Raw genomic sequence first — 25,492 nt, 5'->3', positions numbered from 1 at the left:
CTGACTCCGTTTTTGTTTCGTGCGTGACGGTCATTAGACGCTTACGGTGTTGGGCGTGCTTTTGGTGGCTTCATCCGCCAGCTGCCGCTCCCGCTTGCCCAGGTTTCCCGCGTGGCGACGGCGGCCCACAGGCCTACAGCGGCGTAGAGGCCGAAGAGCAGTGCCGGGCCCATCCAGCCGAAGCTGACGAAGAGCAGGGTGGTGACGAACGGGGTGAAGCCGGAGACCATGGCGGAGATCTGGTACGCCAGGCTGGCACCGGAAGCGCGGGTCTTGGCCTGGAAGAGCTCGGGGAACCAGGCACCCTGGGCGCCGGCGAGGGAGTTCTGGCAGACGGCGTAGGAGATGGCGATGGTGGCGATGACGAAGAAGAACAGGCCGGTATTGACCATCAGGAACATCGGGACCGCGAACAGGACGGCGAACGCGCAGGACCAGATGTAGACGGGACGGCGGCCAATCCTGTCCGTCAGGCGGGCCCAGGCTGCGGTGGCGAAGATGCCGATGAAGGATGCGATGCAGAGGGCGACGAGGGTCTGGGTCTTGTCCGCCAGCTGCTCGGTGTGCAGGTAGGAAATCATGTAGGTGATGGACACGGCGTAGCCTGCAGTCTCGGCGACGCGCAGGCCGATGCCGCGGACGATGTTGCGCCAGTCGGTCTTGATGACCTCGACGATGGGCGACTTGACGATGTCGCCGCTGTCCTTGACCTCGTCGAAGACCGGGGACTCGGGAACCTTGGAGCGGATGATCAGGCCGACCACCACCAGCACGATGCTGGCCAGGAACGGAACGCGCCAGGCGAGCTCGCCGCCAAGGTTCACGCTGACCAGGAAGACCAGGTTGGCCAGCAGCAGGCCTACCGGGAAGCCGGCCTGGACGATGCCGGTGTACTTGCCCTTGGCCTTCCACGGTGCATGCTCGTAGCTCATTAGGATGGCGCCGCCCCATTCGGCACCGAACGCCAGGCCCTGCACGATCCGGACGAACACCAGCAGGGCGGGGGCCAGCAGCCCGACCTGGCTGTAGGTGGGCAGCAGGCCGATCAGGAAGGTGGCCACACCCATCAGGATCAGCGACGTGACCAGCACGGGCTTGCGGCCCACCTTGTCGCCGAGGTGGCCGCCGATGATGCCGCCCAGTGGGCGGGCCGCGAAGCCGACGCCCAGCGTGGCGAAGGCGGCCAGCGTGCCCGTGACCGGATCGCCGGTGGGGAAGAAGGCAGTGCCGAAGTACAGCGCGGCGGCGGTGCCGAAACCAATGAAGTCATAGGTTTCGATGACTGCGCCCACACCGGAGCCAATGGCAACGCGCTTGGCGTCCTTGGTTCCGTGAACCGGACCGCGCATGTTCAGAGCATCTTTGCTCATGGTGGTTCCCTTTCGGAGAGCGGCTGAAGGGGGAGTCGCCGCTGTCGACGGTTAACAAATGATAGACCCAGTGTGACCGTCGTCATGCTCAATGTCAACAGTCGACTTCAGGGGTTGACTGTTGACAGTGAATCCGCATACTGTGGTCGGCATCACTACTGCACGAACCAAGGGATCAACGATGTTCCATTCCAGACTCGGGTGCTCATCCATCAGCTTTCGGCACCAGGAGCTCGCCACTGCGCTGTGCACCATGGCCGGACTGGGGTTCGAGGAAATCGACCTGGGCGCCCTGCCCGGTGTCTGCGACCACGTCCCGTACCAGCTGGACGCAGCCGCCGTTGCCGCCGTCTCGGAAACCGTCCGGGCATCCGGCCTCCGGGTGCGTTCGGTGAACGGAGACATCGGGGACCTGAACGCCGTGCTCGACGGCGACGGGCGGGCAGCACGGCAGGGCCACCTTGACGCCCTGCTCACCCTGGCGGCAAACACCGGCGCCAAGGCCCTCGTCCTGCCGTGCGGCGCGCTGGACCACAACCCGGTGCGCAGCGTCGAAGCGGACCTCGACCGCATTGCTGCCGAGCTCACGGGTGCGGAACGGCGGGCGTCGGAGTTCGGCGTCGAACTCTGGACCGAGTCGCTGCACTTCCTCCGGTTCTGCTGGAACCTGGACCGCGCGGGACAGCTGGCCGACCGGCTGGCGGGATCCAGCGTCGGAATCGTGATGGACTTCAGCCACGTCACGGCCGCCGGCGAAGACATCCAGGCCTACCTGGACCGGCACCGCGGCCGCATCAGCCACGTCCACCTGCGCGACGCCGTGCCGGGAAACATCAACCTCAGCATCGGCAACGGCGTAGCCGATTTCGCCGGCGGCCTGAAGCGGCTCGCCGCGGACGGGTACACCGGCCACTACTCCCTCGAACTCGAGACGCGGGACGTCACGCACGACGAGCGTCCCGCCGCGGCAGCGAAAGCTGCCAGCTTCATCACCGACCTTCTCTAAGGCACAACCCACCACCAGCCACAAGGAGTACCACCATGAGCACCATCCAGCGCACCGCAGTCCTCACCGGGGCCACCTCGGACCGGGGCATCGGCCTCACCACCGCACGCCGCTACGCCAACGAAGGCTGGGCAGTGGTAATCCTGGACCTCGACGGCGAGAAGTCCGCCAAGGTCGCCGCCGAAATCGGCAACGAATTCAACGTCCCCGCCTTCGGACACGAGATTGACGTCGCCAGCGAAGCATCCGTCACGGCTGCCCAGGCCGCCGTCGCAGCCGAAGTCGCCGCAGGAAACCTGCCGCCCGTCGGGGCACTGGCGAACATCGCCGGCATCACCTCGCCCGTGCCGTTCCTGGAGACCACCCTCGAGCTGTGGCACAAGGTCATGGACGTCAACGCCACCGGCACCTACCTGGTCACCAAGGCCTTCCTGCCGGGCATGATCGACAACGGCTGGGGCCGCATCGTCAACATGTCCTCCGTCTCCGCCCAGCGCGGCGGCGGCGTCTTCGGCAAGGTTCCCTACTCCGCCGCGAAGGCCGCCATTCTTGGCTTCACCAAGGCCCTGGCCCGCGAGCTGGGCACCACCGGTGTCACCGTCAACGCCATCACCCCGGGCGCGGTGGACACCAACATCCGCGTGGGCAGCACCGAGGAACAGGAAGCCGCCATCAACGCCGGCATTCCGCTGGGCCGCAACGCCACCACCGAAGAGGTCGCCGCAGCCATCACCTTCCTCTCCTCCGAGGACTCCGCCTACCTCACCGGCACCACCCTCGACATCAACGGCGGAAGCCACATGCACTAACAGCCCTGCCAGCGAAACATCCGGACGCCAGAGAGCCCACCATGACAAAGATTTTCAACGACCCCTCCGACTTCGCCGAGGAAGCCCTCGCAGGTTTCTGCGACGTGCACGCCGGCCTGGTGCGCCAGGTCCCCGGCGGCGCCGTCCGCCGGTACCGGCCCACGCAGCCCAAGGTTGCGGTGCTGGCCGGCGGCGGCTCCGGGCACTACCCGGCTTTCGTCGGACTGATCGGACCCGGCTTCGCTGACGGCGCCGTGGTGGGCAACATCTTCACCTCACCCTCCGCCCAGCAGGCCTACTCGGTGGCCAAGGCGGCCGAGTCCGGAGCCGGCGTCGTCTTCACCTACGGCAACTACGCCGGCGACGTGATGAACTTCGGCATGGCCAGCGACCGGCTGGCCGCCGAGGGCATCGCCGTGGAAAACGTGCTGGTCACGGACGACATCGCCAGCGCCCCGCCGTCGGAAGCCGGCAAGCGCCGCGGCATCGCCGGGGACTTTCCCGTCTTCAAGGTGATGGGTGCCGCCGCCGAGCGCGGTGACCGCCTTGCGGAGGTGGTCCGGCTGGGCCGCAAGGCGAATGACCGGACCCGGACCATGGGCAGCGCCTTTGCAGGCTGCACCTTCCCGGGCGCCGAAACGCCGCTGTTCACCCTGCCGGAGGGGCAGATGGGCCTTGGCCTGGGCATCCACGGGGAGCCCGGCCTGCATGACACGGACCTGCCGTCCGCCAGGGAGCTGGGCCAGGAACTGGTGTCGCGGGTCCTCGCCGAAACTCCGGCGGGGGCGGGGGAGCGGATCGCCGTCATCCTCAACGGGCTGGGCTCCACCAAGCACGAGGAGCTTTTTGTCCTGTGGGGCACGGTGGCGCCACTGCTGCGCTCGGCCGGGTACACGCTGGTGATGCCCGAGGTGGGGGAGCTGGTGACCAGCCTGGACATGGCGGGCGTTTCGCTCACCGTCACCTGGCTGGACGACGAACTGGAACCGCTGTGGGTTGCGCCGGCCGAGACCCCGGCCTACCGCCGCGGCAACGCGGCCCGGGTTTCCGGCGCAGACACCGCGGCGGAAGCGGCCGACGCCGGAAAGGCCTCGGCGGCGTTCACCGCCACGGACGCCTCCCGCAGTTACGCCTTCCTGTGCGCCGCGGCCATCGACGCCGCGCGTGCTTCGCTGCACGAGGCTGAGGAGCGGCTGGGCCGCATGGACGCCATCGCCGGCGACGGCGACCACGGGCGGGGCATGGTGCGCGGGGTGGATGCCGCTGCGGCAGCCGCCTCCGCCGCGCTCGGCCAGGGCGCCGGTGCCGGCGACGTCCTGGCTGCCGCCGGGGACGCCTGGGCTGACAAGGCCGGCGGAACCTCGGGTGTCCTGTGGGGCGCCGGACTGCGTGCCTTCGGCGAAACAGTGGGGAATTCGGCTGTTCCTTCGGCCACGGACCTCGCCGCCGGTGTCACCGCGTTCGCTGACCGGATTGTCCAGCTGGGCAAGGCCGAGGTGGGCGACAAGACCATGGTGGACGCGCTGCTTCCGTTTGCCGGCAGCCTTGCCCGCCTCGTCGGCGAAGGCATGGAACCCGCTGCCGCCTGGCAGGAAGCTGCCCGCGTCGCCGCCGCGGCTGCCGCGGCAACGGCGGACCTGCTGCCGCTGAAGGGACGCGCCCGGCCGCTCGCGGAAAAGAGCCTGGGCACCGCGGACCCCGGAGCAACATCGCTGGCCATGGTCTTCGGCGTGATGGGTCCGCACTTCACTGCCGTTCCGGCAGCACAGGAAACCGTTGGAGCAAAAGCATGAACAAGGAAGGACACAGCATGGGACTGCGCGTCATTGTCGGTGCCGACGAGGCAGGGGTGGACTACAAGGACCGCGTCCTGGCAGACCTCCGGGAGGACCCGCGGATCAGCGAAGTCATCGATATCGGGGTCAACCTGTCCGACGCCCCGGACGCCTTCACCAGGCCCTACCCGTACGTGGGCATCACCGCCGGCGAAATGATCCGCGACGGCGCCGCCGACCGGGCCATCCTCTTCTGCGGAACCGGAATCGGCGTGGCCATCGCTGCGAACAAGGTGGAGGGCATCCGGGCAACGGCAGCGCACGACTCGTTCTCCGTGGAACGCTCCGTCCTGTCCAACGACTGCCAGGTCCTCACCATGGGCCAGCGGGTGGTCGGCATCGAACTGGCACGCCGGCTCGCGAAAGAGTGGATCGGCTACACGTTCGACCCGGCCTCGGCATCCGCGGGCAAGGTCAAGGTCCTGACCGACTTCGAGGCCTGCTAGCCGGGCACGCGGGACGGGAAGTACAGCATGAAGTGGATGCGCTGCCACGACTGGAGCCGCCTGGTGGGGATTCCCGTGGAGATCCGGAAGGACTTCACGCTGGTCCGGGCGGGGATGGTGGAGGACGTCATGCCTGATTCCTCGGCCTTATGGCTGGCCGCGGACGCCATGGCGGGGAGGGCCCTGTTTGCGGCCGCCGAGGGCTACGAGGTGTGGATCAGTCCGCGCGAACTGGGCGGGAAGCTGTGCTACAAAATGGCCGCCGTCCGCCTGCCCGTGCCCCTGCCGGGTCCGTAGCGGGCACATATTGGGGGTGTGCTTGCCGCGGGTGCCTTCCTAGACTGGGGTGATGATCACAGTCACCGGAAGCGTGGAAACCAAACTGTCCGCCGAGAAGGCCTTTGCCTTCATGAAGGAGTTCGAAAACACCAGCAAGTGGGACCCCAACACTCCGGTGATGGACAAGCTGACCCCGGGACCGGTGGCGGTGGGCCACCGCTACCATGCGGAGTCCGAGTTCCGCGGGAAGCGGCAGACCCTGGAGTACGAGGTCATCGAGTTGACGGACAACCACATCAAGCTCCGCGGCGAGAACAAGAGCGTCACGGCGTTCGACTCCGTGGACGTGAGCCCGTCCGGCTCCGGCTCGGTGGTCAAGTACACGGCCGAGTTCAGCATCAAGGGCCCGGCCAAAATCATCCAGCCGCTGCTCAAGCCCGCCTTCATGCAGCTCCGCGACCCGGCACTGAACGGGATCCGGGATACCCTCAACGCCCAGGCTGCCGGCTGACCTGTTCGCGGCGAAGAACTCCCGGATCTCCCGGCGGGGATCCTGCTCCACCCGGGGCGCGGCGTCGAGGACCATGGTGTTGCGCTCCGGCCCGTACTCCGGCCAGTCCAGCCCAGGCAGGCCGGGTGAGCCGGTGCGGGCGAAGGCAGCCCAGGCGCCGCTCATGGCGTCGCTCAGTTCCTGGGGTGCCTGCCCCCGGGTGAGGAAGGCGGCCTCCGGCGAGTCCAGGTGCCGGAAGACGAACGGGATTTCCAGCGCGTGGCACGCCCCGAGTTTCCCGCCCATGGCAGGGCTGCGCCACGTGAAGAGGTAGGCGAAATTCCGCCCGGTCGATCCCTGCCGCGCCGAGTCCTCCCGGGCATCGAGCAGGTTGTTGCTGGGCTGGCGGTACACAGAGTCAGCCACGGCGGCTTCCAGCAGTACCTTCCCGCCGGGCTCCGCCGACAGGACCCGCGACAGGGCCTCCGCGTAACCGGCGGTCCGCCCAGGGGCGATGCCGGCTGCCGCAAGCACCGCCGCTGCCCGCTCGGGATAGCCGGGGTCAGCGGGATCGGCCGGGCGCATCTCCACGCTGAAGGACCCCTCGTTGAGGTTGGTTCCGAGCAGCAGGTCCACGTCTCCATTCAGCCCCTGCCGCACCGCCTCCAGCGGCGGCCGGGGCAATGACGGGATCCCCGCCGTCGGCTGGAACGGCAACGGAACCGCAAAGGTCTCCCGGGCCGTGCGCCGTCCCAGTTCTTCCTGTGCCTCGAGCAGCCTCGCGATCGGGAGCGTGAGGATGTCCCGGGCTGACCCGGCGTCAAGGCCGCACAGGGTGAGGAACTCCCGTGCGATGCGGGCTGAAACTTCCGGGGTTCGGAACCGTTCGGCGGTGCCGCTCTGCAGGATGGCGCGGCGGAAGAGGCCTTCCGACGCGGGCATGCCCAGCAGGGTGCCGATGGCCGCCGCCCCTGCCGACTCCCCGAAGACCGTAACGTTCCCCGGATCCCCGCCGAACCCTGCGATGTTGTCCCGCACCCACCGCAGCGCCTCCAGCTGGTCCAGAAGCGCAACGTTGGAAGAGTCCTCGTAGCCCGGCCCAGGAGTTCTGCCAGGTTCAGGAAACCGAGGGCTCCCAGCCGGTAGTTGATGGCCACCACTACGGTGCCGGTGGCTGCTGCCAGGGCGCCGCCGTCGTACATCGCGTCACTGTTGGCACCGCTGAGGTAGGCGCCGCCGTGGATCCACACCAGCACAGGACGGCCAGGCCCTCCCGTGCCCGGAGTCCAGATGTTGAGGTTGAGGCAGCCGTCTTCGCTCCAACTGCGCGGCCGGGAGCCCGGTGGAGCCGGGGACTCGGGGTTCTGCGGTGCAGCCGGTCCCGGTCCGGTGCAGTCCAGCACTCCTGCCCACGGAGCGGCCGGAACAGGGGGCCGAAACCGCTCCGGCGCCTCCGCATAGCGAATCCCCAGGAAGCGGTGGATTGCCGCGCCATCAACGGCAAGGGTGGTGCCGGCTGCCGTGCCGCAGCGGCCGGTGGCAAGTTTCATGATTGACACGTTACGGCGTCCGCCCGGGTAGGGTGGAACGTACCGTCTGGCAGTGGGCGGCCATGATGCTGTGGCCTAACTGTGTCCGGAAGGGAGCCTTGCAATGAACAGCGACGTTTGTGACGGCACCTCCTTCGCCGATGTTGCGGTACGCCTGCAGGACCTGATGCTGGGTAACCAGCCGGTACCCCAGATGCTCGACGACCTGGCGGGATATACGGCGCAGAGGCTTGGCGGGCCGGGCCGCGAACTTGCCTGCAACATCACGCTGGCCCGCCCCAAGAAGCCGGTGGCAAGGGCAGCCAGCAGTTCCGTTGCCAGGCTGATGAACCAGCTGGAAGGCGCATACGCCGACAGCCCGGGTGCCACTGCGGCGCGGCTTTCCCAAACAGTGGTGGTTCCGGACCTGCGCCGGGAAGGCCGCTGGCCGGAGTACGTCCTCGCCGGCCGCAGGCAGGGCGTGCTCTCTGTGGTCAGCCTTCCGCTGCTTCTCGACGGCGACCAGGGACTCCTCAGCCTCTACTCCCCGCAGCCCGCGGAGCCCGGCAGCACGGCATCTGCGGAGGCCTTTGTTGCGCAGGCATCGAAGGGACTGAGGCTTGCCCTGCGGATGGCCAAGCTCCAGGACACCAAGGACGGCCTGAGCGCCGCGATGCAGACACGGACCGTCATCGACCTGGCGACCGGAGCCATCATGGCGCAGAACCGGTGCGGCCAGGCGGCCGCGTTCAAGGTACTGCGGGAGGCGTCCAACACCCGGAACATCAAGCTGCGGGAGATCGCCTCCGGAGTGATCTCCACCGTGACCGGAGGCGCAGAGACCTTCACCTACTTCGACGAATAGGGATCCTGCGGCTTGGAATCCAACTGTTCCAGTGGCGAGTCGCTGAACGGTGCCCGCACGCCAAGACCGGCGGCGGCGCAGTGTTCGTTGACAGCCTGGGACAGTGCGTCCCGTTCCTTCTCCGAGAGCCCCGCCGCGCCTGCAGTGTAGTCCCGGATCTGCTGTTCCGAGGCGTCGCCGCCCAGTGCCACGTAGTCCAGCCACAGTTCGCCCAGGTCCAGGTTGTGCCTTTTGATCACAGCGCCGGTCAGGGCCTGCTGGTCCACCTCATCCATCGTCCCTCCCGCATTCGTGATGATCTTCCTGAGAGGACTTCGTAGCGGGACGGGTGATGGATGGCCCGGGTGGAAAGAAATTTTTCTTCCGCCGGGCGGTTAGGGAAACTGCTGGGACTTTTGCCTCTAGCCGGCAGCTAACGGAGCAGCGACGCTGAGTGTCTGGAGCAACGGGATCAAGGAGGGAATGATCATGGACACCTGCGATGTCTGCGGCAACCACGAGGGCCGCATGTTCACCGTGACCATGGCCAGCCAGACCGGGACGTTCGACAGCTTCGAATGTGCCATCCATATGATGGCGCCCGCGTGTGAACACTGCGGTTGCCGGATCCTGGGGCATCCGGTTGAGAGCGAGCCCGGCATCTACTGCTGCCTGCACTGTGCAAAGGAAGCAGGGAACCCGCACCGGGCCGCGAAGCCGCAGCATTCAACTGTCGCGGTGCCGGCGCCGGGTGCCGCCGGGGGCCAGGGCTAGCACGGTAACAGCTTTACCCGGGCACGGCCTGAGATCACGGGGTGTGCGGGAGAGACGCCGGCGCCATTGTCCGGTGCTGGTGCCCGCACAGAAGCGGGGCAGAGCCGTCACGCTGAGGGCCGGAGCGCGGGGCCCGTGCCGTGGTGATGGAGAATCTGTCCATGACCAATGACGCTCCACGCCCCGTGTACTTTCTTTCGGACAGCACGGGCATCACTGCGGAAACGCTCGGAAACACCCTGCTGACGCAGTTCCCCGGCAACAACTTCGACCGCATCACCGTCCCGTTCATCACCACGGCCGAGCAGGCGAGGGCCGTGGTGACCACCATTGACGCCGTTGCCGACGCGGGCCTGCGGCCGCTCGTCTTCTCGACGGCGGTCAGCAGCGAGATCCGCTCCATCCTGGAGACGTGCAAGGCCGCCGTGGTGGACCTGATCGGCACCCACGTCCCGCAACTGGAGGCTGCCCTGGGCACCCGGGCGAGCGGGGAACCGGGGCGCGCGCACGGCCTGGGCAACGCTGCGCGCTACCAGTCCCGGATGGCCGCCGTCGAATACGCCATGGAGCACGACGACGGGCAGAGCCTGCGTGCCCTCGAAAAGGCCCAGGTGATCCTGGTTGCCCCTTCCCGCTGCGGCAAGACCCCCACCACCATGTACCTGGCGCTGCAGCACGGCATCTTCGCCGCGAACTTTCCACTGGTGGACGAGGACTTCGAGCGGGAAGGCCTGCCCAAGCCGCTGCGGCCGTTTGTGTCGAAGTGTTTCGGCCTCTCCTCCAACCCGTTGCGCCTGAGCCAGATCCGCACCGAGCGCCGCAGCGGCTCGCCCTACGCTTCCCTGCGGCAGTGCGGCTACGAACTGCGCAGCGCCGAGCAACTCTACATGGCGCACAGGATTCCGTTCCTGAATTCGGCCACCGTATCGGTGGAGGAGATGGCGGCAACCATCCTGCAGCGGATGAACCTCAAGCACTAGGGAAAGCCGAGCCGCCGGCCCTGTGGTGCAAATCATATGGAAAGAGCCACCAATACCTGTCACGGTGGACAGGATTTGCGCCCATAAGGCAGCAAAAGCCACACGGCGACGGGTACACCACTGCCATTAACTGCGAAGGAGCAGCGACATGACACAAGACATCCTCTGGTTCTCAGAGCTCGGACTGAAGGACCTCGAACGGGTGGGCGGAAAGAACGCCTCCCTCGGGGAACTGGTCCAGAACCTGAGCTCAGCCGGGGTACAGGTCCCGGACGGGTTCGCCACCACCGCGGATGCCTACCGCACCTTCCTTGCGGACCCGGGCCTGGACCAGACGATCGCCGACCGGCTGGTCGGGCTGGACACCGACGACGTCACCGCCCTGGCCGCGGCCGGCCACGACATCCGGGACCTGATCCGCCAGACCCCCTTCCTCCCAGGCTTCGAAGCGCAGGTCCGGGACTTCTACCAGCAGCTGGTGGACAAGCACGGCGGGTCCGATGACCTGTCCTGGGCCGTCCGTTCCAGCGCCACCGCAGAAGACCTTCCGGACGCGTCCTTCGCCGGGCAGCAGGAAACCTTCCTGAACGTCCGCGGTATCGAGAACATCCTGGTGGCGATCAAGGACGTGTTCGCCTCGCTCTACAACGACCGGGCCATCGCCTACCGCGTCCACCACAAGTTCGAGCACGCCGACGTGGCACTCTCCGCCGGCATCCAGCGCATGGTGCGTTCCGACGTCGGGGCCTCCGGCGTCATGTTCACCATGGACACGGAGTCCGGCTTCCGCGACGCGGTTTTCGTCACGTCCTCCTACGGCCTCGGCGAGGCTGTGGTCCAGGGCGCCGTCAACCCGGACGAGTTCTACGTCTTCAAGCCCGCGCTGGAAGCCGGCCGGCCCGCCATCCTCAAACGGGGGTTGGGCGAAAAGGCCCTCCAGATGACCTACACCTCCAGCCGCGAGGTGGGCCGCACCGTCGACTTCGTGCCCGTTGAGGCATCCCTGCGGAACAAGTTCAGCCTCAACGACGACGACGTGGAGCAGCTCGCGCGCTACGCCGTCGCCATCGAAAAGCACTACGGCCGGCCCATGGACATCGAGTGGGGCAAGGACGGCGTGGACGGCGGCCTGTACATCCTGCAGGCCCGGCCGGAGACCGTGCAGTCCCGCCGCTCCACCGGCAGCCTGAGCCGCTTCCGGCTCAACGGCACCAGCCGCGTGCTGGCCGAGGGGCGCGCCATCGGGCAGCGGATCGGTGCCGGCAACGTCCGCATCCTCACCGGCATTGAGCAGATGGCCGCCTTCAAGACCGGCGATGTGCTGGTGGCCGACATGACCGATCCCGACTGGGAACCGATCATGAAGCGGGCCGCCGCGATCGTGACCAACCGTGGCGGACGCACGTGCCACGCAGCCATCATCGCCCGTGAACTGGGCATCCCCGCCGTGGTCGGCACCGGCAACGCCACGGAAATCCTCGCCGACGTCCCCGCTGTCACTGTTTCCTGCGCCGACGGCGAAACCGGTGTGATCTACGAGGGGATCCTGGATTTCACTGCCGAGGAAACGGAGATCGCCCAGCTGCCGGACGCCCCGGTCAAGGTCATGATGAACGTGGGCACCCCGGAGCAGGCGTTCACGTTCGCGCAGCTGCCCAACCAGGGCGTGGGCCTGGCCCGGCTGGAGTTCATCATCAACCGCCAGATCGGCGTCCACCCCAAGGCGCTGCTCAACCTGGACGACCAGCCGGCGGACATCAAGGCCGAAATCAACGAGCGGATCGCCGCCTACGGCAGCCCGCGCGACTACTACATCAAGCGCCTGGCCGAGGGCGTGTCCATCATCGCCGCGGCCTTCGCCCCGGAGCCGGTCATCGTGCGGATGTCCGACTTCAAGTCCAACGAGTACGCCAACCTCATCGGCGGCCCGGCCTACGAGCCGCACGAAGAGAACCCGATGATCGGCTTCCGCGGCGCCTCACGGTACCTGGACCCGTCCTTCCGGGACTGCTTCGATCTGGAGTGCGAGGCCCTGGCCTATGTCCGCAACGAGATGGGGCTGACGAACGTCAAGCTGATGATCCCGTTTGTGCGGACCCTGGACGAGGCCCGCGGCGTCATTGAGCTGCTGGCCGAAAACGGGCTGAAGCGCGGCGAGAACGGCCTGGAAGTGATCATGATGTGCGAGCTTCCGTCCAACGCCCTGCTCGCCGACGAGTTCCTTGACTACTTCGACGGGTTCTCCATCGGATCCAACGACATGACCCAGCTGACCCTGGGCCTGGACCGTGACTCCGGGATCGTGTCCGGCGGCTTCGACGAGCGGGATCCCGCGGTCAAGAAGCTCCTCAGCATGGCCATCAGCGCCTGCAACGCCCGCGGCAAGTACGTGGGCATCTGCGGCCAGGGCCCCAGCGACCACGCCGACTTCGCCGAGTGGCTGGTCCAGGAAGGCATCAGCTCCGTCTCCCTGAACCCGGACACCGTGGTGGACACCTGGCTCCGGCTGACAGGAACGACGGCGGCCGAGCTCACCGCAGTGGGCTGACCGCTGGGGCGATAGCGTTCAAAACTTACGGGCTGGTTGGGACCTGCATTAAGGTCCCGGCCAGCCCCTTTCCTGCCGGCGGCTGCCAGGCCTTGTGGGCGTTGAAACCCAAACCTGGCCGGCCTCCGCCCCCTTTACCCCTCGCACTCCTTGCAGTACTTCTTGCCGTCCTTTTCCCGCGCCAGCTGGCTGCGGTGGTGGACCAGGAAGCAGGACATGCAGGTGAATTCGTCCTGCTGCACAGGGACCACCTGGATCAGCAGTTCCTCGTTCGACAGGTCGGCGCCGGGCAGCTCAAAGCTGTCCGCGAGGTCAGTCTCGTCAACGTCAGGGGTGGCCTCCCGACGTCCCGGCTTCTCGGTCTTCAGCTCCTCCAGGGCGACGTTCGGTTCTTCTTCCGGAGTCACCCGCGGAGCGTCGTAGTCAACTGCCATTGATGCGTTCTCCTGTACGGCTGTGGTTTGCCCAGATTGTTCTGGACAGAGCGAAAACCCAAAGCGGCCGGAAGTTATTCCCGCCAGTTCCGGAGGGCCAATATAGCTTCAACACCGGTGCTCCGGCTACTTGTGCACGCCGTCCCATCCGGCCAGCCGCGAGCACTCGGCCCAGAGCCGGTGCCGGGCCTCCACGTCCGACCCCATTCCCGGGGTGGGCAGTTCCTTCCGCTGTGCCCACAGCTTGCCGGTAACGGCGGCTGTCTCCGCGGCGGTAGCCAGCCACAGGGGCGTGTCCGCGGCCTGCTCCGCCGTCTTCCCGAACCTGTTGGTGATCCACCGGAACGGCCCGCCCACGTCCTTCAGCAGCCCGGTATTCCTGACCAGCCCGGGGTGGACCGCATTGGCCACGACGCCGGTGCCGCGCAGGCGCTCCGCGAGCTCCTGGGTGAGCAGCACGCGGGCCAGCATGGTGGGCGGCGTGGAGCGCAGGTAGCTGTATTTGCCTTTGGCGGTCTGCAGGTCGTCGAAGGCCAGGCGCGTGTTGCCGTACCTGGAGGCCACGTTCACAATTCGCGCCGATCCCGCGGACGCTGCGGCTTTCTTCAGGGCATCCAGCAGCAGGTTGCTGAACAGGAAGTAGGACATGACGTTGGTGGCGAACGTCAGCTCCAGCCCCTCCGCCGTCACATGCCGTTCCTTCCGGAAGACGCCGGCCGCGTTCACCAGCACATCGAGCTGCCCGTAGCGGGCGCGGACCTGGTCCGCAGCCGCCTGGATTGACGATTGCAGGGACACGTCACAGGCGAGGGGCTCCAGCGTGGTCGCCGGGACGCGCGCACGGATATCCTGCACCGCCTCCTGGGCGCGGGCGTAGTTCCGGCCAATGACGACGACGGCGGCGCCTTCCCTGGCGAGGCCCGCGGCAACTGCCTTGGCCAGGCCTCCCGTTGCTCCCGTGACCAGTGCAATCCGGCCATCCATAGCTGCCACGGCTACCGCCTCCTGACGCGTCCTTACGTTAATCCCAGCACGGAACTCCGGGCGTGACCATAGCGGGCAAGAGCCGCGCTCGCCGTGAATGGCAGTGGTAGGTAGACTGGTCTACCTACCACTGTTTCGAGGAGTGCCCATGCCTGCACCGGACGTTTCAGTCCCGCCCCGGCGTCCAGCGCGCCAGCTGCTGCTGGACGCAGCCGCACGCCTGTTCTATGCGAACGGGGTGGCCGGCACCGGCATCGACACCATCACTTCGGAAGCGGGAGTGGCAAAGAAAAGCCTGTACAACAACTTCGCTTCCAAGGCCGACCTGGTGGCTGCATATCTGGAAGCCCGGCACGCGGAATGGCTTGAGCTGTACCGCAGCCGTCTGGAAACCGCGGGGAACGCCGGGGGCCGGGTCCTGGCTGTCTTCGATGCCTACCTGGACCATGCCAATGCCGCCTATGAACACGGATTCCGGGGCTGCGGGCTCCTGAACGCCGCCGCCGAACTCCCGGCGGGGGACGCAGGCCGGGAAGCGGTGCGGCGGCACAAGGAACAGGTGGAGGAACTGCTGGCAGCGCATGCACTCGAGCTTCTGCCCGGCCAGAAGGCCCGCGCCGCAGAGTTGGCACGCCACCTGTCATTCCTCCTGGAGGGGGCCATGGCGCGGGCAGGGCTGGAAGGCGGGGATGCCCGGCTCAGGGATGCGAGGCTCATTGCTGCCCGGATGCTGGCGGAGCTGTGACGGCAAGAACCGCGGCGGCCGATGCACCGCTCTGGGGAGCCCTGTTCGTGGCGGCCGCGTCCGTCCTGTGGGGAACCACCGGGACGGCCGCCACCTTCGCGCCGTCCGTCAGTCCGCTCGCCATCGGTGCTGTCGCCATGGGGATCGGCGGGCTACTGCAGGCGCTGTATGCCGCCCGATCCATCACCGACCACCGGGGCGGACTGGCGGAAAGGTGGCGGCTGGTGCTCCTGGCCGCAGCAGCGGTGGCCGTCTATCCCCTTGCCTTTTACAGCTCCATGCATCTGGCAGGCGTAGCCATCGGAACCGTCGTCTCCATTGGCTCGGCCCCTGTGGCCGCAGCTCTGGTGGAGCGGTTCGCGGACCGCAAGCCGCTGACCCGGCGGTGGGTTGCCGGTGCGCTGCTGGGAGTGGGCGGTGCTGCCCTGTTGTCCTTTGCCGGGCACAGTCCTGCAGGCGCGGGGCCGGGCCTGGAAGGCGGAGATTCTGGAGCGTCCGCCGCCGGCATCCTCCTGGGCCTGGTAGCCGGTGGCACGTATGCCCTGTATTCGTGGGCCGCGCACCGGCTGATCAGTGGCGGGATCCCCTCACGGGCGGCGATGGGAGCGGTGTTCGGGCTGGGCGGGGTGCTGCTGATGCCGGTACTCGCCGTGACCGGCGCCCCGCTTCTGCAGTCGTGGACCAACTTTTCGGTGGGCGCCTACATGGCGCTGGTTCCGATGTTTGCCGGCTACGTCCTGTTCGGCTGGGGGCTTGCCCGGATCCGCGCCAGCACCGCAACCAGCATCTCCCTGCTGGAGACGGTGGTGGCCGCCGTCCTGGCCGTCCTGGTGGTGGGGGAGCGCCTTCCGGCGCTCGGCTGGCTTGGCGCCGCCGTCGTCCTGGCGAGCCTGTTCATCCTGACGCCGGGCACTCCCCGGGGATCGGGGCGCCAGCAGCATCCGGCCCTAGCCGGTGGGCTGTTCTCGCCGCCGGCTCCTGCCTGGGAAGGGCCGGTCCAGGAAGACAAAGGCCCCGGCGCCCAGCAGCAAAAGGCCGAGGACGACGGCGGCGGCCGCCTGGCTGCCGATTCCCACCAGGAGCACGACAAGTCCGGGCAGGCACGCGGCTAAGCCGGCGAAGAGCCTCGCCGGGAGGCGGCGGGCGGGATAGCCGGAGAGCAGTTCCATGGCCAGGTGGGGATCGTCGGCGATCAGCCGCAGTTCCAGCTCGTGAAGCAGCCTCCGCTCCTCTTCGGACATTGGCATGGCATGCCCCTGAATTCCATGAAAGCGGGTATCGGTACTGACCGTAGGAGCCTTGTCTCACTTAGTCAAGACCCGCCTTGCGGCATGCCGCTAGGGTAAAGGCATGACTTTGGGGGACAGCAGCAGTGGCCGGTCCGGCGGACGGATTTGGCGGGGATTCCTGGTGCCGCTGATCGCGGTGGCCAGTGCCGTCATCGGCATATTGGTGGTGCGGGTCCCGCGGCAGGACGTGGGCTGGTTTGCCTACGCGCCGCTGGCGAACGACACCTTTTCGTCGAACAGCCTGGTTTTCATGGACGGCACGGCAAGGCTCGGCTACGCGCTGATCCTCGCCGGAATGCTCCTGCTGGCATTCTGGGCAGGCTACCGGTTCGCCCTCCGCCGCACCGGGCGGCAGAGGTAGCCAGGGGCACGAGGCCGGCTACCGCCGTCGTAATTCCGCGAACTCAATGGCCGGGACAATGGCGCCCGCGTCCCGCTCCACGAAATTGGTGCCCGGCGGGACGATGTCATCGATGGCGTCCAGCACGTCCTCACCCAGCCGGATCCCGGCGGCGCGGAGGTAGGCGTACAGGTGCTCCTCGCTGCGCGGGCCAATGATCACGCTGCTGATGGCCGGATGGGCCAGGGCAAAGCCGACGGCGAGATCAACCAGCGGGAGCTCCAGCTTGTCTGCCAGCCGGGCCAGGGCGTCAGCCGCCAGCAGCTTCCGCTCACTGGAGGGGCCGGAGATGTCGTACCGCCCGGGCAGGGAATGCACCCGGGTGGCCGGCCGGCCGGACTCCAGCACGAAGCTTCCGGACAGCCAGCCGCCGGCCAGCGGTCCATAGGCAAGGACACCCAGCCCGTACTGCTGCGCGATGGGCAGCACGTCCCGCTCGTTGCCGCGGACCAGCATCGAGTACGGCACCTGGTTGCCGAGCGGCGGGATCAGATGGTTGGTGGTGGCCAGCCACTGCGCCTCCACCAGCTGCGCCGGCGTGAAGACGGACGTGCCGTAGTAGAGGATCTTGCCCTGCCGGATCAGGTCGTTGAGGGTGGTGATGGTTTCCAGGACGTCGGTGTTGTAGTCGGGCCGGTGCGCCTGGTAGAGGTCGATGCGGTCCGTCTGCAGCCGGCGGAGGCTGCCTTCCACTGCCTGGGTGATCCAGCGGCGGGAGTTGCCGCAGTGCGCGGGGTTGGCGCTCATCTGCCCATGGAACTTGGTGGCAAGGAAAACATCATCGCGGCGTCCGCGCAGTGCCCGGCCCACCACCTGCTCGGACTGGCCCTGCGAGTAGACATCGGCGGTGTCGATCGCCGTGATGCCTGCGTCCAGTGCGGCGTGGATGATCCGGATGCTTTCCTCGGCGCCGGTGGGCGCCCCGGACGGTCCGCCGGTCCCTTCGCCGAAGTTCATGGTGCCCAGCGTGAGTGCGCTGACGGGGGTTCCCGACCGCCCGAACACCCGCAGTTCGTTGAGGCTCATCCCCGGTCTCCTCCCGTTGGCTTGCTTGCCCTTGACCCGTCATGAGGCTACCCAGATCCGCCGGTTGCCTGAAGATTCCTGCCTTAGTCCTTCGCTTTTCGACGCACGAAGTAACGGAGGGGGCCCGGATGACGTTTTGTGGCGCGCGCGCAGCCCGCGATCTCGCTTATATTGAGGGATGGCCACCCCCAGTAAAGACGAGCAGTTCGTAAAGCTGCACGACCTGATTATTGGCAGCACCAATGTGAGCGATTTCCTCACGGAGCTGTCCACAGTGGCGGCCGCGACCCTGAGCGAGTCTGCCGGCACGCACATTGAATGCGGGGTGACCCTCCGGCGGCGTAAACGCAGCACCACGGTGGCGGGCAGCAGCGAGCGGGCAAGGGAACTGGACGCGCTGGAACAGGACCTGGGGCAGGGGCCGTGCCTCACTGCCCTGGAGAGCATGAGTTTCGTTGTCCTGCCCGACGTGGAGACCGATACCCGCTGGCCGGAGTACCGGAAGGTCCTGGCGGAGAACGGCTGCCGCAGCGTGCTGGGCGTCCCCCTTGCCCTGGACCAGAACCAGAGCGCCGCATTGAACTTCTTTGCCAACCAGCCCGGCGTCTTTTCCGAGGCTGTGATCAGCCGGGCCGAAGGGTTTGCCGACCTGGCCGGCCGCGCGCTGCGGCTTGCCCTGCGCATCGCGGATGCCCAGAACCTCGCCGAAGACCTCTCGGCCGCGATGCAGAACCGCACCACCATCGATCTCGCCTGCGGCGTGATCATGGCACAAAACCGGTGCTCCCAGGACGAAGCCATCGCGCTGCTGACCAAGGCCTCAAGCCACCGCAACCAGAAACTGCGGGACCTGGCGGCGGAAGTCCTTGCCCGGGTGAGCGACGGAGCGGTCAACACGCACTTCGAGCCGTGAGGCGGGCGCCCACCCATGTGACGGCAGCCGCATTTCGCCTCTGCCCCGCCCTGCAATAATCTGAACCAACGGTTGTGCACGGGGGTGCGAGCGCCCGGTACAACAGGCAGCACTGTAAGTTCGATCCCTTCACACCAGACGAGGCGGACACGCATGACGGCTTCAGACCAGCAGCACGCACCACGGCCAGCGATGCCGGCCGATCCACCGGGCTTCGTTCCGGCTGCGGGGGAATCTGCCCCGGGAAGTGCTGCCGGCGGGCCCGTCACAGGGGCACGCGTGGACCCCCACCTGCTCCAGCAGTTGGCGGATGCGCACGGCGTGGGAACTTCGTTCCAGGGCTGGGATGGGCTGCCGCACTCGGTGGCCGAGGAAACACTCATCAAGGTTTTGGCTGCCTTGGGCGTCCAGGCGCACACCAACCAGCACATCCAGGAAGCGCTGGCGGAAGCGGCACTGGCGCCGTGGCGGCGGATGCTGCCACCCGCCGTCGTAATCCAGCAGGGCGAGCCGGCGCAGGTCCCCGTGCATGTGCGGGAAGGAGCCGCTGCCAGCCTGGCCATCACGCTGGAAGGCGGGGCCGGGACGCGGGAAGCGGAACAGCAGGACGTCTGGGTGCAGCCCGTGGACGTGGACGGTGTGTCGGTGGGCCGGGCAACCTTCGCCCTCCCGCAGGACCTGCCGCTGGGCTGGCACACGCTTGTGGCCGAGTCGGAAGGCACCACCGCGTCCGCCACGCTGGTGGTGGCTCCTGCCCGGCTTGAGACGGCAAAGGAACTGGAGAAGCGCCGGGGCTGGGGCCTGGCAACGCAGCTGTATTCCGTCCGGTCCAAGCGGTCATGGGGCATCGGCGACTTCTCGGACCTGGCCGACCTTGCCGCGCTGAGCGGTGCCCGCGGCGCCGACTATGTGCTGGTCAATCCGCTGCATGCGGCGGAGCCCGTTCCGCCGGTCCAGCCTTCGCCCTATTCGCCGTCCACCCGGCGGTTCTTCAACCCGCTCTATATCCGGATTGAGGCCATTCCCGAACTGGCCTACCTGAAGCCGCGCAAACGTGCCCAGCTGGAAAAACTGCACGAGGAAGTGGCCGGACTCAACAAGGACGGCGGGCGGCTGGACCGGAATTCCGTCTACGCCGCAAAGCTGCAGGCACTGGAACTTCTGTACCACACCCGCCGTTCGCCTGCCCGGCAGGCAGCGTTCGACGAGTTCTGCCGGATTTCCGGCAGCGGACTCGACGATTTCGCCCTGTGGTCCGCCATCCGCGAGGACCTCGCCCCGGATGCTCCGCTGTGGACCGACCCCGCCACCGCCTTGGGCACCCCTGAAGCGGAAGCGCTCCGGGAAAAGCTTGGCGACCGGATCGGCTTCCACCGCTGGCTGCAGTGGATTTGCGACGAGCAGCTCGAGAATGCCCAGCAGGCCGCGCTGAGGTCGGGCATGCGGCTGGGTGTGGTCCACGACCTTGCAGTCGGCGTGGACCACAGCAGTGCCGACGCCTGGACCCTCCGGAACGTGCTGGCGCCGGCCACCAGCGTGGGTGCGCCGCCGGACATGTACAACCAGCAGGGCCAGGACTGGGGCCAGCCGCCGTGGCACCCCGTTCGGCTGGCGGAGGCCGGCTACCAGCCCTTCCGCAATATGCTCGCCACCGTGCTGCGGCACGCCGGCGGCATCCGGGTGGACCACATTCTCGGACTGTTCCGGCTCTGGTGGATTCCGGTGGGCAACGCCCCCGGCGACGGCGCCTACGTCCGCTACGACCACGAGGCACTGATCGGCATCCTGGCCCTTGAGGCGCACCGCGCCGGGGCCGTGGTGATCGGCGAGGACCTCGGCACCTTCGAACCGTGGGTGCGGGACTACCTGGCCGCGCGCGGCATCATGGGCACGTCCATCCTTTGGTTTGAGTACGACGGCGATTCCCCGCTTGCGCCCGAAAAGTACCGTACGCAGGCGCTTGCCAGCGTGAACACCCACGACCTTCCGCCCACCGCCGGCTACCTGGCCGGCGACCATGTGGCGCTGCGGAGCAGGCTGGGCCTGCTGGAACGCTCCGAAGCCGAAGAGCGGGCCGAGCACAACGCGTCCTTGGAAAAGATGCTCGCCATGCTGCGGGAGCGGGGCTACCTTCCGGAGGACGGGACCGGCGGCTCCGGTGGTCCCGGACCATCCGGCTCCGAGGAGCGCACCATCGAGGCCCTGCACCTGCTGCTCACGCAGACGCCGTCGGTCCTGCTGGGCGTGGCCTTGGTGGACGCAGTGGGGGAGCGGCGCGTGCAGAACCAGCCCGGAACCACCGAGGCGCTGTACCCGAACTGGCAGGTCCCGTTGGGCGGCCCGGACGGCAGTCCCGTTGTCCTTGATGACCTCCCCGCTAACGCGCGGTTCAACAGCCTGCTCGCTGCGGTGGAGGAGGCTCTGCACGGCTGATCAACCCTGAGGAGGGCGCCATGAATCCCCACCCGTTCCCCGACGCCGCAAGCCCGGCCAAGGAGCCGGACGGGCGTGGGCCCATCCTGCTGGTTGGCGGCACCGGGTTCCTGGGAGCCAGGTGGTCACCGAGCTGCTGAAACGTGGGAAACAGGTGCGCGCCCTGGTCCGGCCAGGTTCGGATGCGTCCCGGCTGGAGGCCGCCGGCGCAGACATAGCCCGCGGAGACATGATCGACCCGACTCGCTCGACCGCGCGATGTCCGGTGTGGATGCTGTGGTTACCTCGGCCGCCGGCTACACCAGGCACAGCAAGGGGGATACGCCCGATATCGATACGAGGGGCAATTCCAACCTGGCCGAGGCCGCGCACCGCGGGGGCGTCCGCCGGTTCGTCCTCACCAGCATCCTCACCTGCGACCAGACCCCGGACGTCCCGCACTTCTGGCACAAAAAAGCTCATGGAGGACAGGCTCGAGCAGCTTGGTGTTCCGTTCGTCGCGCTGCGGCCCGGCGCCTTCCTGGACCAGGTCACCCGGTTCGGCGGGGACCCCATCGCCAAGGGCAAGCTCATGTGGATGGGCTCGCCCCGCGTCCCCACCACGTTCGTGCTGACCCCGGACCTTGCCGGTTACCTGGCAGAAGCCGTGGACGCTCCCGGCGTTGACGGGCAGCGGATCGATATCGGCTGGGACCGTCCGCTCGGCATGCAGGACGTCGCCGAAATTGCCGCCCGCCTGACCGGCAAACCCATCAAGGTCCGCTCCATCCCCATGCCGGTCCTGAAGGCGGCGGGATTGGTAGTGGGCCGCTTCAATCCAATGGTGAAGGACCTCGCGGCCATGATCGCCTGGTTCCAGTCCGGGCGCTATGTTGCCGACACCAGGCGGCAGGCGGAGGTCTTCGGGCCGCCGCCATCGGCCGAAGACGCCGTCCGCCGGTTCATCGGCATCCTGGGCCACCCCGTCAAGGGCTGACCGGGAACGAAGGAAGGCTCCCGCCCCGTCCCGATATCGGGAACAGGGCGGGGAGCCTTCCACATGGTGATTGTGGCTAACCCGCCGTGATCACGTGGTTGAAGTGGTCGTAGCGGAAGGTGACCGGGCCGCCGTCGTGCTCAAAGGCGATGTTGGCACCTGGCGAGGCGCCGCCCGCCCCGTAGCTGACGTCCCAGGAGCGGTTCAGCGCCGCCTTGAACTCGTAGCTCCCGGCGGGCAGGTCCGGAACGCTCAGCTTCCACACCAGGTCTGCCGGGTCCAGCACCAGCTGGGCCTGGTCACAGGCGGGCTCCCAGTCGGCGGTGCAGCCAAGCTCGCTGTTCATGCTGCCAGCGGCGGCAACTGCCCCCGGCTGCTGGGAGGCGTAGACCGCGCTGAGGACGTGCGTGCCGTTGTCGTAGCGGAACGTGACGGGTCCGCCGGGGTGGTCCAGCACGAGGTTAGGCCCGTTGAACTGGCCGCCGTCCCCGTAGTTTTCATCCCAGCCGCCATTCAGTGCTGCCTTGTACTCGTATTTGCCTGCCGGCAGGTCCACCGTCAGGCGCCAGATGTTGTCGGCCGGGTCCAGGGCCATCATGGCCTGGGTGCAGGCCGGCTGCCATGCTTCAGCGCAGCCCATCGCCTGGTTCAGCGATCCGGCAACGGTCACCGAGTCAGGCTGCGGAGCATCGCCCACGGTGACCGTGCGCACCCCGCTGGCAACAGTAAAGCCGGGGCCGCTCATCGAAGCACGGTACTTAACCTCGGTGCCGTCCGCCAGGCTGGAGACGTCGTCCGTAGCGGAGTACACGGGCGAAGAAGCATCAGATCCGACGGCCGTCCACTCGCCGCCCGCCACGCTGCGCTCAAACGACACACTGTGGCTGGCCTTCTCGGGATCGGCCGTGGCGCTGAGTTCCACCATGCCCTTGACGCTGCTGCCCTCTTCGGGTTTCTGCAGCGTGAGGACGGGCGCCGGGACGTTGGCCGAACGCGTTTGGCTGGTGGCCGTGTGGCCGCCATTGTCCAGGACGGTTGCGCGGTACTCCACCGCGGTGCCGGCGTCGAAGCCCGCGACGTCGTGGAAGACCTGGTAGGGAGCGGTGTCGTCAGTGCCGATCGGTTCCCAGTTGCCGCCCGCTGTCTTCGCTTCGAAGGTGACCTCATAGAATGAGGAACCGTCGACGTCGGCCGTCACATTAAGGCGTCCATTGTCACCGGGTGCCGCTGCAGGCTCCTGGAGCACGACGCCGGGCGCGGCCTTCGAATGCGGGATCCGGCCCGAAGATTCGTAAACCACGGCGGACAGCGGCGGGACGGTGACCGTCAGCTTTCCGTCCTCCGACGTCTTGGTTTCTGCTGCCGCATCGCCATAGATGCGGGTGTAGTTCCGCTTGGCGATATAGGTGGGAACCTCGGCCGTCTGCGCCTGCTCACTGTTGTTCAACGCCACAACGTATTCGCGCTGGTCCTCAGCGTCCGTCCGGGAGAAGGCGTAGATGCCCGCGCCCTCGGACGCGTAGCGGTGCTGGTGCGCGCCGTCCCGCAGGGCGGGGTGTTCCTTGGTCAGCGCCGCCAGTTCGCTGATCTTGGCATACAGCGGGTGGCCGGTGTTGAAGTTGTCCTGGGCGTGGGTGGCGTCAGTCCCCAGCAGGTCATCGTCCAGGTACTCAGGCACCTTGCTTGCGAACAGGGTCTGCCGCGCGTCCTGGTCTCCGCCGGGGCCGGTGAAGCCCTGCTCGTCGCCGTAGTAGATCACCGGGTTGCCGCGGGAGAAGTACATCAGCTCGTGGGCAAGCCGGTCGCGGGCCACCTGCTCGGCGTCGTCCGAGCCCGGGTTGTCTGCCGCAATGAAGCTGCCGATGCGGCCCATATCGTGATTACCGAGGAAGGTGGGCAGCTGGTAGACGTTGGAGTCCGCATCCGTGTACCAGTCATCGCCGGCGAAGAACGTTGCCAGGTTGCGGGTGTCCTGGCTCTTCGAGGCAAAGTTGCGGGCGGCGTCCTGGAACGGGAAGTCCAGTACCGCCTGCATCTGGTTCCGCGTGGTGAACTGCGAGGTGAAGCTCTTGGTAGCGTCGAAGACCTCGCCGAACATGAAGAATTCTTCCTTGCCCTGTTCCTTCGCGTAGGCGAGGACGTCCGGGCCGAATTCCTGCCAGAACTCGTTGTTGACGTGCTTCATGGTGTCGATCCGGAAGCCGTCCACGCCGAAGTCGCCGATCCAGGTCTTGTAGATGTCCTTCATGCCTTCCACCACCGTTGGGTGCTCCGTGAAGAGGTCATCAAGGCCGAAGAAGTCGCCGTAGTAGGCGTCCTCGCCCGCGAAGGTGGTGTCACCGCGGTTGTGGTAGAGGGTGGGGTCGTTCAGCCAGGCCGGAACCTTCAGGTCCTTTTCGCTCTCGTCCAGGACGGGCTTGTAGGGAAAGGAGGTGGTGGCGTCCAGTTCCGGGAAACTGCCTGTACCGGCATAGTCGCGGTCATCGAATTCCTGGCCATCCGCCGTCTTGTACGGAACTGCATCCTTGGAGACGTAGCCTTTGCGTGCACCTTCCTCATAGCCGATGACGTCTGCCGTGTGGTTGGTGATTATGTCGAAGTAGACCTTCATGCCCCGGGCGTGGGCAGCGTCGATGAGCGCCTTGAGTTCGTCGTTGGTGCCCAGGTGCGGATCGATCTGGGTGAAGTCGGTGATCCAGTAGCCGTGGTAGCCAGCTGATTTGTCTTCAGGCTGGACGGCCTTGTTCTTGAAGCTGGGAGTAAGCCAGATGGACGTGGTGCCAAGCCCCTGGATGTAGTCGATCTTGTTGAGGAGCCCAGCCAGGTCGCCGCCGTTGTAGAACCCCTTCCTGGCTGGATCGAAGCCCGAGACCATGGGATCCGGGCCAAGCCCGCCCTGGTCATTGGCCGTGCTGCCGTTGCTGAAGCGGTCGGCCATGACGAAATAGAAGTTCTCGTCCGTGACCGGGGCCCGGAGTGAGTGGAGGGCTGATGACGCTCCCGGATGCTTTGGACCCTCTGTGGTGCCGGGGGCGGCGGCTGCGGGTAGGACTGCTGCGGACACGGCAACTGCTGCTGCAACCACTCCCGCCGCGGAGCGGATGCCCGCCGACCGGATGGAGGACGGGGTTGTTCCTGTTCCTGTTCCGGTTCGTCTGCGATTCTGGCTGGTGGTTCTGGCGCGCGACAAGGCGCTATTAGGGGTGCGGGATATCAAAGGGTGAGACCTTCCTGGTGTAGCGGCGCTGCTGTTCAGGCTTGCCGGAGGCAGGGCGTTCTGCTGGGTGCGGGTTCACCAGGCGGCAAGCCCTGTGAACCACGTCACAACTGTAAGCGCTTGCACTGAATAACTCCAGCGTTTGGGTAATGTCCGTGCGGGGTC

General features: G+C 67.2%; 21 protein-coding genes and 5 pseudogenes. 17 read left to right on the top strand and 9 right to left on the bottom strand.

Features of this window, described 5'->3' with window-relative positions; genetic code table 11:
- Window positions 1-33 precede the first annotated feature (33 nt).
- Window positions 34-1,370: pseudogene (locus ACPEE0_RS18225) on the bottom strand (MFS transporter).
- Between the two features lie 181 nt (window positions 1,371-1,551).
- On the opposite strand from ACPEE0_RS18225, the gene ACPEE0_RS18220 reads away from it, so the two are divergent.
- The 6 genes from ACPEE0_RS18220 to ACPEE0_RS18195 are packed head-to-tail and all read left to right on the top strand — an operon-like array spanning window position 1,552 to window position 6,256.
- A complete protein-coding gene (locus tag ACPEE0_RS18220) occupies window positions 1,552-2,376 on the top strand; it encodes a sugar phosphate isomerase/epimerase family protein (RefSeq protein ID WP_009358772.1) in 825 nt (274 codons plus the stop codon).
- Window positions 2,377-2,411: 35 nt separating this feature from the next.
- Entirely contained in the window at window positions 2,412-3,185 is a 774-nt protein-coding gene (locus ACPEE0_RS18215; RefSeq protein WP_009358771.1) for an SDR family NAD(P)-dependent oxidoreductase, read from the top strand.
- A gap of 41 nt (window positions 3,186-3,226) precedes the next feature.
- On the top strand, window positions 3,227-4,978 hold the full coding sequence (locus tag ACPEE0_RS18210) for a dihydroxyacetone kinase family protein (protein WP_407710437.1): 1,752 nt from the start codon (window positions 3,227-3,229) through the stop codon (window positions 4,976-4,978).
- Window positions 4,975-5,466, top strand: a complete 492-nt coding sequence (locus ACPEE0_RS18205; RefSeq protein WP_407710438.1) for an RpiB/LacA/LacB family sugar-phosphate isomerase — start codon at window positions 4,975-4,977, stop codon at window positions 5,464-5,466. The genes ACPEE0_RS18210 and ACPEE0_RS18205 overlap by 4 nt, the downstream gene beginning before the upstream one ends.
- Window positions 5,467-5,493: 27 nt before the next feature.
- Window positions 5,494-5,763 carry a hypothetical protein gene (locus tag ACPEE0_RS18200; RefSeq protein ID WP_407710439.1) on the top strand — a complete coding sequence of 90 codons (270 nt, stop codon included), beginning with the start codon at window positions 5,494-5,496 and terminating at the stop codon, window positions 5,761-5,763.
- A 52-nt stretch (window positions 5,764-5,815) separates the two neighbouring features.
- Window positions 5,816-6,256 (top strand): SRPBCC family protein, encoded by a 441-nt coding sequence (locus ACPEE0_RS18195; protein ID WP_133349431.1) that lies wholly within the window; start codon window positions 5,816-5,818, stop codon window positions 6,254-6,256.
- A 102-nt stretch (window positions 6,257-6,358) separates the two neighbouring features.
- Here the strand turns inward: ACPEE0_RS18195 and ACPEE0_RS18190 are convergent.
- Window positions 6,359-7,273 (bottom strand): annotated as a pseudogene (locus ACPEE0_RS18190) (carboxylesterase family protein); the annotation flags it as partial.
- A gap of 134 nt (window positions 7,274-7,407) precedes the next feature.
- Window positions 7,408-7,785, bottom strand: a pseudogene (locus ACPEE0_RS18185) (carboxylesterase family protein); the annotation flags it as partial.
- Window positions 7,786-7,888: 103 nt separating this feature from the next.
- Here ACPEE0_RS18185 and ACPEE0_RS18180 point away from each other — a divergent pair.
- Entirely contained in the window at window positions 7,889-8,629 is a 741-nt protein-coding gene (locus ACPEE0_RS18180) for an ANTAR domain-containing protein (RefSeq protein ID WP_407710441.1), read from the top strand.
- On the opposite strand, the gene ACPEE0_RS18175 is transcribed toward ACPEE0_RS18180, so the two are convergent.
- On the bottom strand, window positions 8,614-8,904 hold the full coding sequence (locus ACPEE0_RS18175; RefSeq protein WP_009357781.1) for a hypothetical protein: 291 nt from the start codon (window positions 8,902-8,904) through the stop codon (window positions 8,614-8,616). The genes ACPEE0_RS18180 and ACPEE0_RS18175 overlap by 16 nt on opposite strands.
- 187 nt (window positions 8,905-9,091) lie before the next feature.
- Between ACPEE0_RS18175 and ACPEE0_RS18170 the strand changes: the two genes are divergently transcribed.
- The 3 genes from ACPEE0_RS18170 (at window position 9,092) to ppsA (ending at window position 12,910) form a co-directional block, all read left to right on the top strand.
- Window positions 9,092-9,382: a hypothetical protein gene (locus ACPEE0_RS18170; RefSeq protein ID WP_424574991.1), complete on the top strand. Its 291-nt coding sequence runs from the start codon at window positions 9,092-9,094 to the stop codon at window positions 9,380-9,382.
- Between the two features lie 161 nt (window positions 9,383-9,543).
- Window positions 9,544-10,362, top strand: coding sequence for a pyruvate, water dikinase regulatory protein (locus ACPEE0_RS18165; protein ID WP_009357779.1), 819 nt, complete (start codon window positions 9,544-9,546; stop codon window positions 10,360-10,362).
- Window positions 10,363-10,510: 148 nt separating this feature from the next.
- Window positions 10,511-12,910: a phosphoenolpyruvate synthase gene (gene ppsA, locus ACPEE0_RS18160; protein WP_407710442.1), complete on the top strand. Its 2,400-nt coding sequence runs from the start codon at window positions 10,511-10,513 to the stop codon at window positions 12,908-12,910.
- 134 nt (window positions 12,911-13,044) lie between these two features.
- On the opposite strand, the gene ACPEE0_RS18155 is transcribed toward ppsA, so the two are convergent.
- Together ACPEE0_RS18155 and ACPEE0_RS18150 are read right to left on the bottom strand one after the other, a co-directional pair.
- Window positions 13,045-13,344, bottom strand: a complete 300-nt coding sequence (locus tag ACPEE0_RS18155; RefSeq protein ID WP_009357777.1) for a DUF4193 domain-containing protein — start codon at window positions 13,342-13,344, stop codon at window positions 13,045-13,047.
- 126 nt (window positions 13,345-13,470) lie between these two features.
- Entirely contained in the window at window positions 13,471-14,328 is an 858-nt protein-coding gene (locus tag ACPEE0_RS18150) for an SDR family NAD(P)-dependent oxidoreductase (RefSeq protein WP_407710488.1), read from the bottom strand.
- A 148-nt stretch (window positions 14,329-14,476) separates the two neighbouring features.
- Between ACPEE0_RS18150 and ACPEE0_RS18145 the strand changes: the two genes are divergently transcribed.
- Together ACPEE0_RS18145 and ACPEE0_RS18140 are read left to right on the top strand one after the other, a co-directional pair.
- Entirely contained in the window at window positions 14,477-15,073 is a 597-nt protein-coding gene (locus ACPEE0_RS18145) for a TetR/AcrR family transcriptional regulator (RefSeq protein WP_407710443.1), read from the top strand.
- Window positions 15,070-16,185: a DMT family transporter gene (locus ACPEE0_RS18140; protein ID WP_407710444.1), complete on the top strand. Its 1,116-nt coding sequence runs from the start codon at window positions 15,070-15,072 to the stop codon at window positions 16,183-16,185. The genes ACPEE0_RS18145 and ACPEE0_RS18140 overlap by 4 nt, the downstream gene beginning before the upstream one ends.
- On the opposite strand, the pseudogene ACPEE0_RS18135 reads toward ACPEE0_RS18140, so the two are convergent.
- Window positions 16,141-16,314: pseudogene (locus ACPEE0_RS18135) on the bottom strand (DUF3040 domain-containing protein); the annotation flags it as partial. The gene ACPEE0_RS18140 and the pseudogene ACPEE0_RS18135 overlap by 45 nt on opposite strands.
- A gap of 109 nt (window positions 16,315-16,423) precedes the next feature.
- Here ACPEE0_RS18135 and ACPEE0_RS18130 point away from each other — a divergent pair.
- A complete protein-coding gene (locus tag ACPEE0_RS18130; RefSeq protein WP_152419555.1) occupies window positions 16,424-16,723 on the top strand; it encodes a hypothetical protein in 300 nt (99 codons plus the stop codon).
- An 18-nt stretch (window positions 16,724-16,741) separates the two neighbouring features.
- Here the strand turns inward: ACPEE0_RS18130 and ACPEE0_RS18125 are convergent, their stop codons facing one another.
- Window positions 16,742-17,788, bottom strand: a complete 1,047-nt coding sequence (locus ACPEE0_RS18125; RefSeq protein ID WP_009357772.1) for an aldo/keto reductase — start codon at window positions 17,786-17,788, stop codon at window positions 16,742-16,744.
- Window positions 17,789-17,966: 178 nt separating this feature from the next.
- Here ACPEE0_RS18125 and ACPEE0_RS18120 point away from each other — a divergent pair, with 178 nt between their 5' ends.
- The 4 genes and pseudogenes from ACPEE0_RS18120 to ACPEE0_RS18105 all read left to right on the top strand — a co-directional run bounded on the left by ACPEE0_RS18120 (window position 17,967) and on the right by ACPEE0_RS18105 (window position 22,110).
- A complete protein-coding gene (locus ACPEE0_RS18120) occupies window positions 17,967-18,701 on the top strand; it encodes a GAF and ANTAR domain-containing protein (RefSeq protein ID WP_009357771.1) in 735 nt (244 codons plus the stop codon).
- Between the two features lie 153 nt (window positions 18,702-18,854).
- Window positions 18,855-21,134: a 4-alpha-glucanotransferase gene (gene malQ / locus ACPEE0_RS18115; RefSeq protein ID WP_354176633.1), complete on the top strand. Its 2,280-nt coding sequence runs from the start codon at window positions 18,855-18,857 to the stop codon at window positions 21,132-21,134.
- A 258-nt stretch (window positions 21,135-21,392) separates the two neighbouring features.
- Window positions 21,393-21,548 (top strand): annotated as a pseudogene (locus ACPEE0_RS18110) (SDR family oxidoreductase); the annotation flags it as partial.
- 46 nt (window positions 21,549-21,594) lie between these two features.
- Window positions 21,595-22,110: a hypothetical protein gene (locus tag ACPEE0_RS18105; RefSeq protein ID WP_424575343.1), complete on the top strand. Its 516-nt coding sequence runs from the start codon at window positions 21,595-21,597 to the stop codon at window positions 22,108-22,110.
- A 76-nt stretch (window positions 22,111-22,186) separates the two neighbouring features.
- On the opposite strand, the gene ACPEE0_RS18100 is transcribed toward ACPEE0_RS18105, so the two are convergent.
- Window positions 22,187-25,174: an alpha-amylase family glycosyl hydrolase gene (locus ACPEE0_RS18100; protein ID WP_354176631.1), complete on the bottom strand. Its 2,988-nt coding sequence runs from the start codon at window positions 25,172-25,174 to the stop codon at window positions 22,187-22,189.
- Window positions 25,175-25,492: the final 318 nt, after the last annotated feature.

It is taken from the genome of Arthrobacter sp. SD76, assembly GCF_049726125.1.
GTDB classification, from domain to species: domain Bacteria; phylum Actinomycetota; class Actinomycetes; order Actinomycetales; family Micrococcaceae; genus Arthrobacter; species Arthrobacter nitrophenolicus.
Note: the sequence above shows the minus strand (reverse complement) of the source record. Positions and strands in the feature narration are given on the sequence as shown.

What these genes read in the sequence shown, in the direction of transcription:
- ACPEE0_RS18220 (WP_009358772.1), top strand. Translation starts at nt 1,552, where the DNA reads ATGTTCCATTCCAGACTCGGGTGCTCATCCATCAGCTTTCGGCACCAG.
- ACPEE0_RS18215 (WP_009358771.1), top strand. Translation starts at nt 2,412, where the DNA reads ATGAGCACCATCCAGCGCACCGCAGTCCTCACCGGGGCCACCTCGGAC.
- ACPEE0_RS18210 (WP_407710437.1), top strand. Translation starts at nt 3,227, where the DNA reads ATGACAAAGATTTTCAACGACCCCTCCGACTTCGCCGAGGAAGCCCTC.
- ACPEE0_RS18205 (WP_407710438.1), top strand. Translation starts at nt 4,975, where the DNA reads ATGAACAAGGAAGGACACAGCATGGGACTGCGCGTCATTGTCGGTGCC.
- ACPEE0_RS18200 (WP_407710439.1), top strand. Translation starts at nt 5,494, where the DNA reads ATGAAGTGGATGCGCTGCCACGACTGGAGCCGCCTGGTGGGGATTCCC.
- ACPEE0_RS18195 (WP_133349431.1), top strand. Translation starts at nt 5,816, where the DNA reads ATGATCACAGTCACCGGAAGCGTGGAAACCAAACTGTCCGCCGAGAAG.
- ACPEE0_RS18180 (WP_407710441.1), top strand. Translation starts at nt 7,889, where the DNA reads ATGAACAGCGACGTTTGTGACGGCACCTCCTTCGCCGATGTTGCGGTA.
- ACPEE0_RS18175 (WP_009357781.1), bottom strand. Translation starts at nt 8,904, where the DNA reads ATGGATGAGGTGGACCAGCAGGCCCTGACCGGCGCTGTGATCAAAAGG.
- ACPEE0_RS18170 (WP_424574991.1), top strand. Translation starts at nt 9,092, where the DNA reads ATGATCATGGACACCTGCGATGTCTGCGGCAACCACGAGGGCCGCATG.
- ACPEE0_RS18165 (WP_009357779.1), top strand. Translation starts at nt 9,544, where the DNA reads ATGACCAATGACGCTCCACGCCCCGTGTACTTTCTTTCGGACAGCACG.
- ppsA (WP_407710442.1), top strand. Translation starts at nt 10,511, where the DNA reads ATGACACAAGACATCCTCTGGTTCTCAGAGCTCGGACTGAAGGACCTC.
- ACPEE0_RS18155 (WP_009357777.1), bottom strand. Translation starts at nt 13,344, where the DNA reads ATGGCAGTTGACTACGACGCTCCGCGGGTGACTCCGGAAGAAGAACCG.
- ACPEE0_RS18150 (WP_407710488.1), bottom strand. Translation starts at nt 14,328, where the DNA reads ATGGATGGCCGGATTGCACTGGTCACGGGAGCAACGGGAGGCCTGGCC.
- ACPEE0_RS18145 (WP_407710443.1), top strand. Translation starts at nt 14,477, where the DNA reads ATGCCTGCACCGGACGTTTCAGTCCCGCCCCGGCGTCCAGCGCGCCAG.
- ACPEE0_RS18130 (WP_152419555.1), top strand. Translation starts at nt 16,424, where the DNA reads ATGACTTTGGGGGACAGCAGCAGTGGCCGGTCCGGCGGACGGATTTGG.
- ACPEE0_RS18125 (WP_009357772.1), bottom strand. Translation starts at nt 17,788, where the DNA reads ATGAGCCTCAACGAACTGCGGGTGTTCGGGCGGTCGGGAACCCCCGTC.
- ACPEE0_RS18120 (WP_009357771.1), top strand. Translation starts at nt 17,967, where the DNA reads ATGGCCACCCCCAGTAAAGACGAGCAGTTCGTAAAGCTGCACGACCTG.
- malQ (WP_354176633.1), top strand. Translation starts at nt 18,855, where the DNA reads ATGACGGCTTCAGACCAGCAGCACGCACCACGGCCAGCGATGCCGGCC.
- ACPEE0_RS18105 (WP_424575343.1), top strand. Translation starts at nt 21,595, where the DNA reads ATGGAGGACAGGCTCGAGCAGCTTGGTGTTCCGTTCGTCGCGCTGCGG.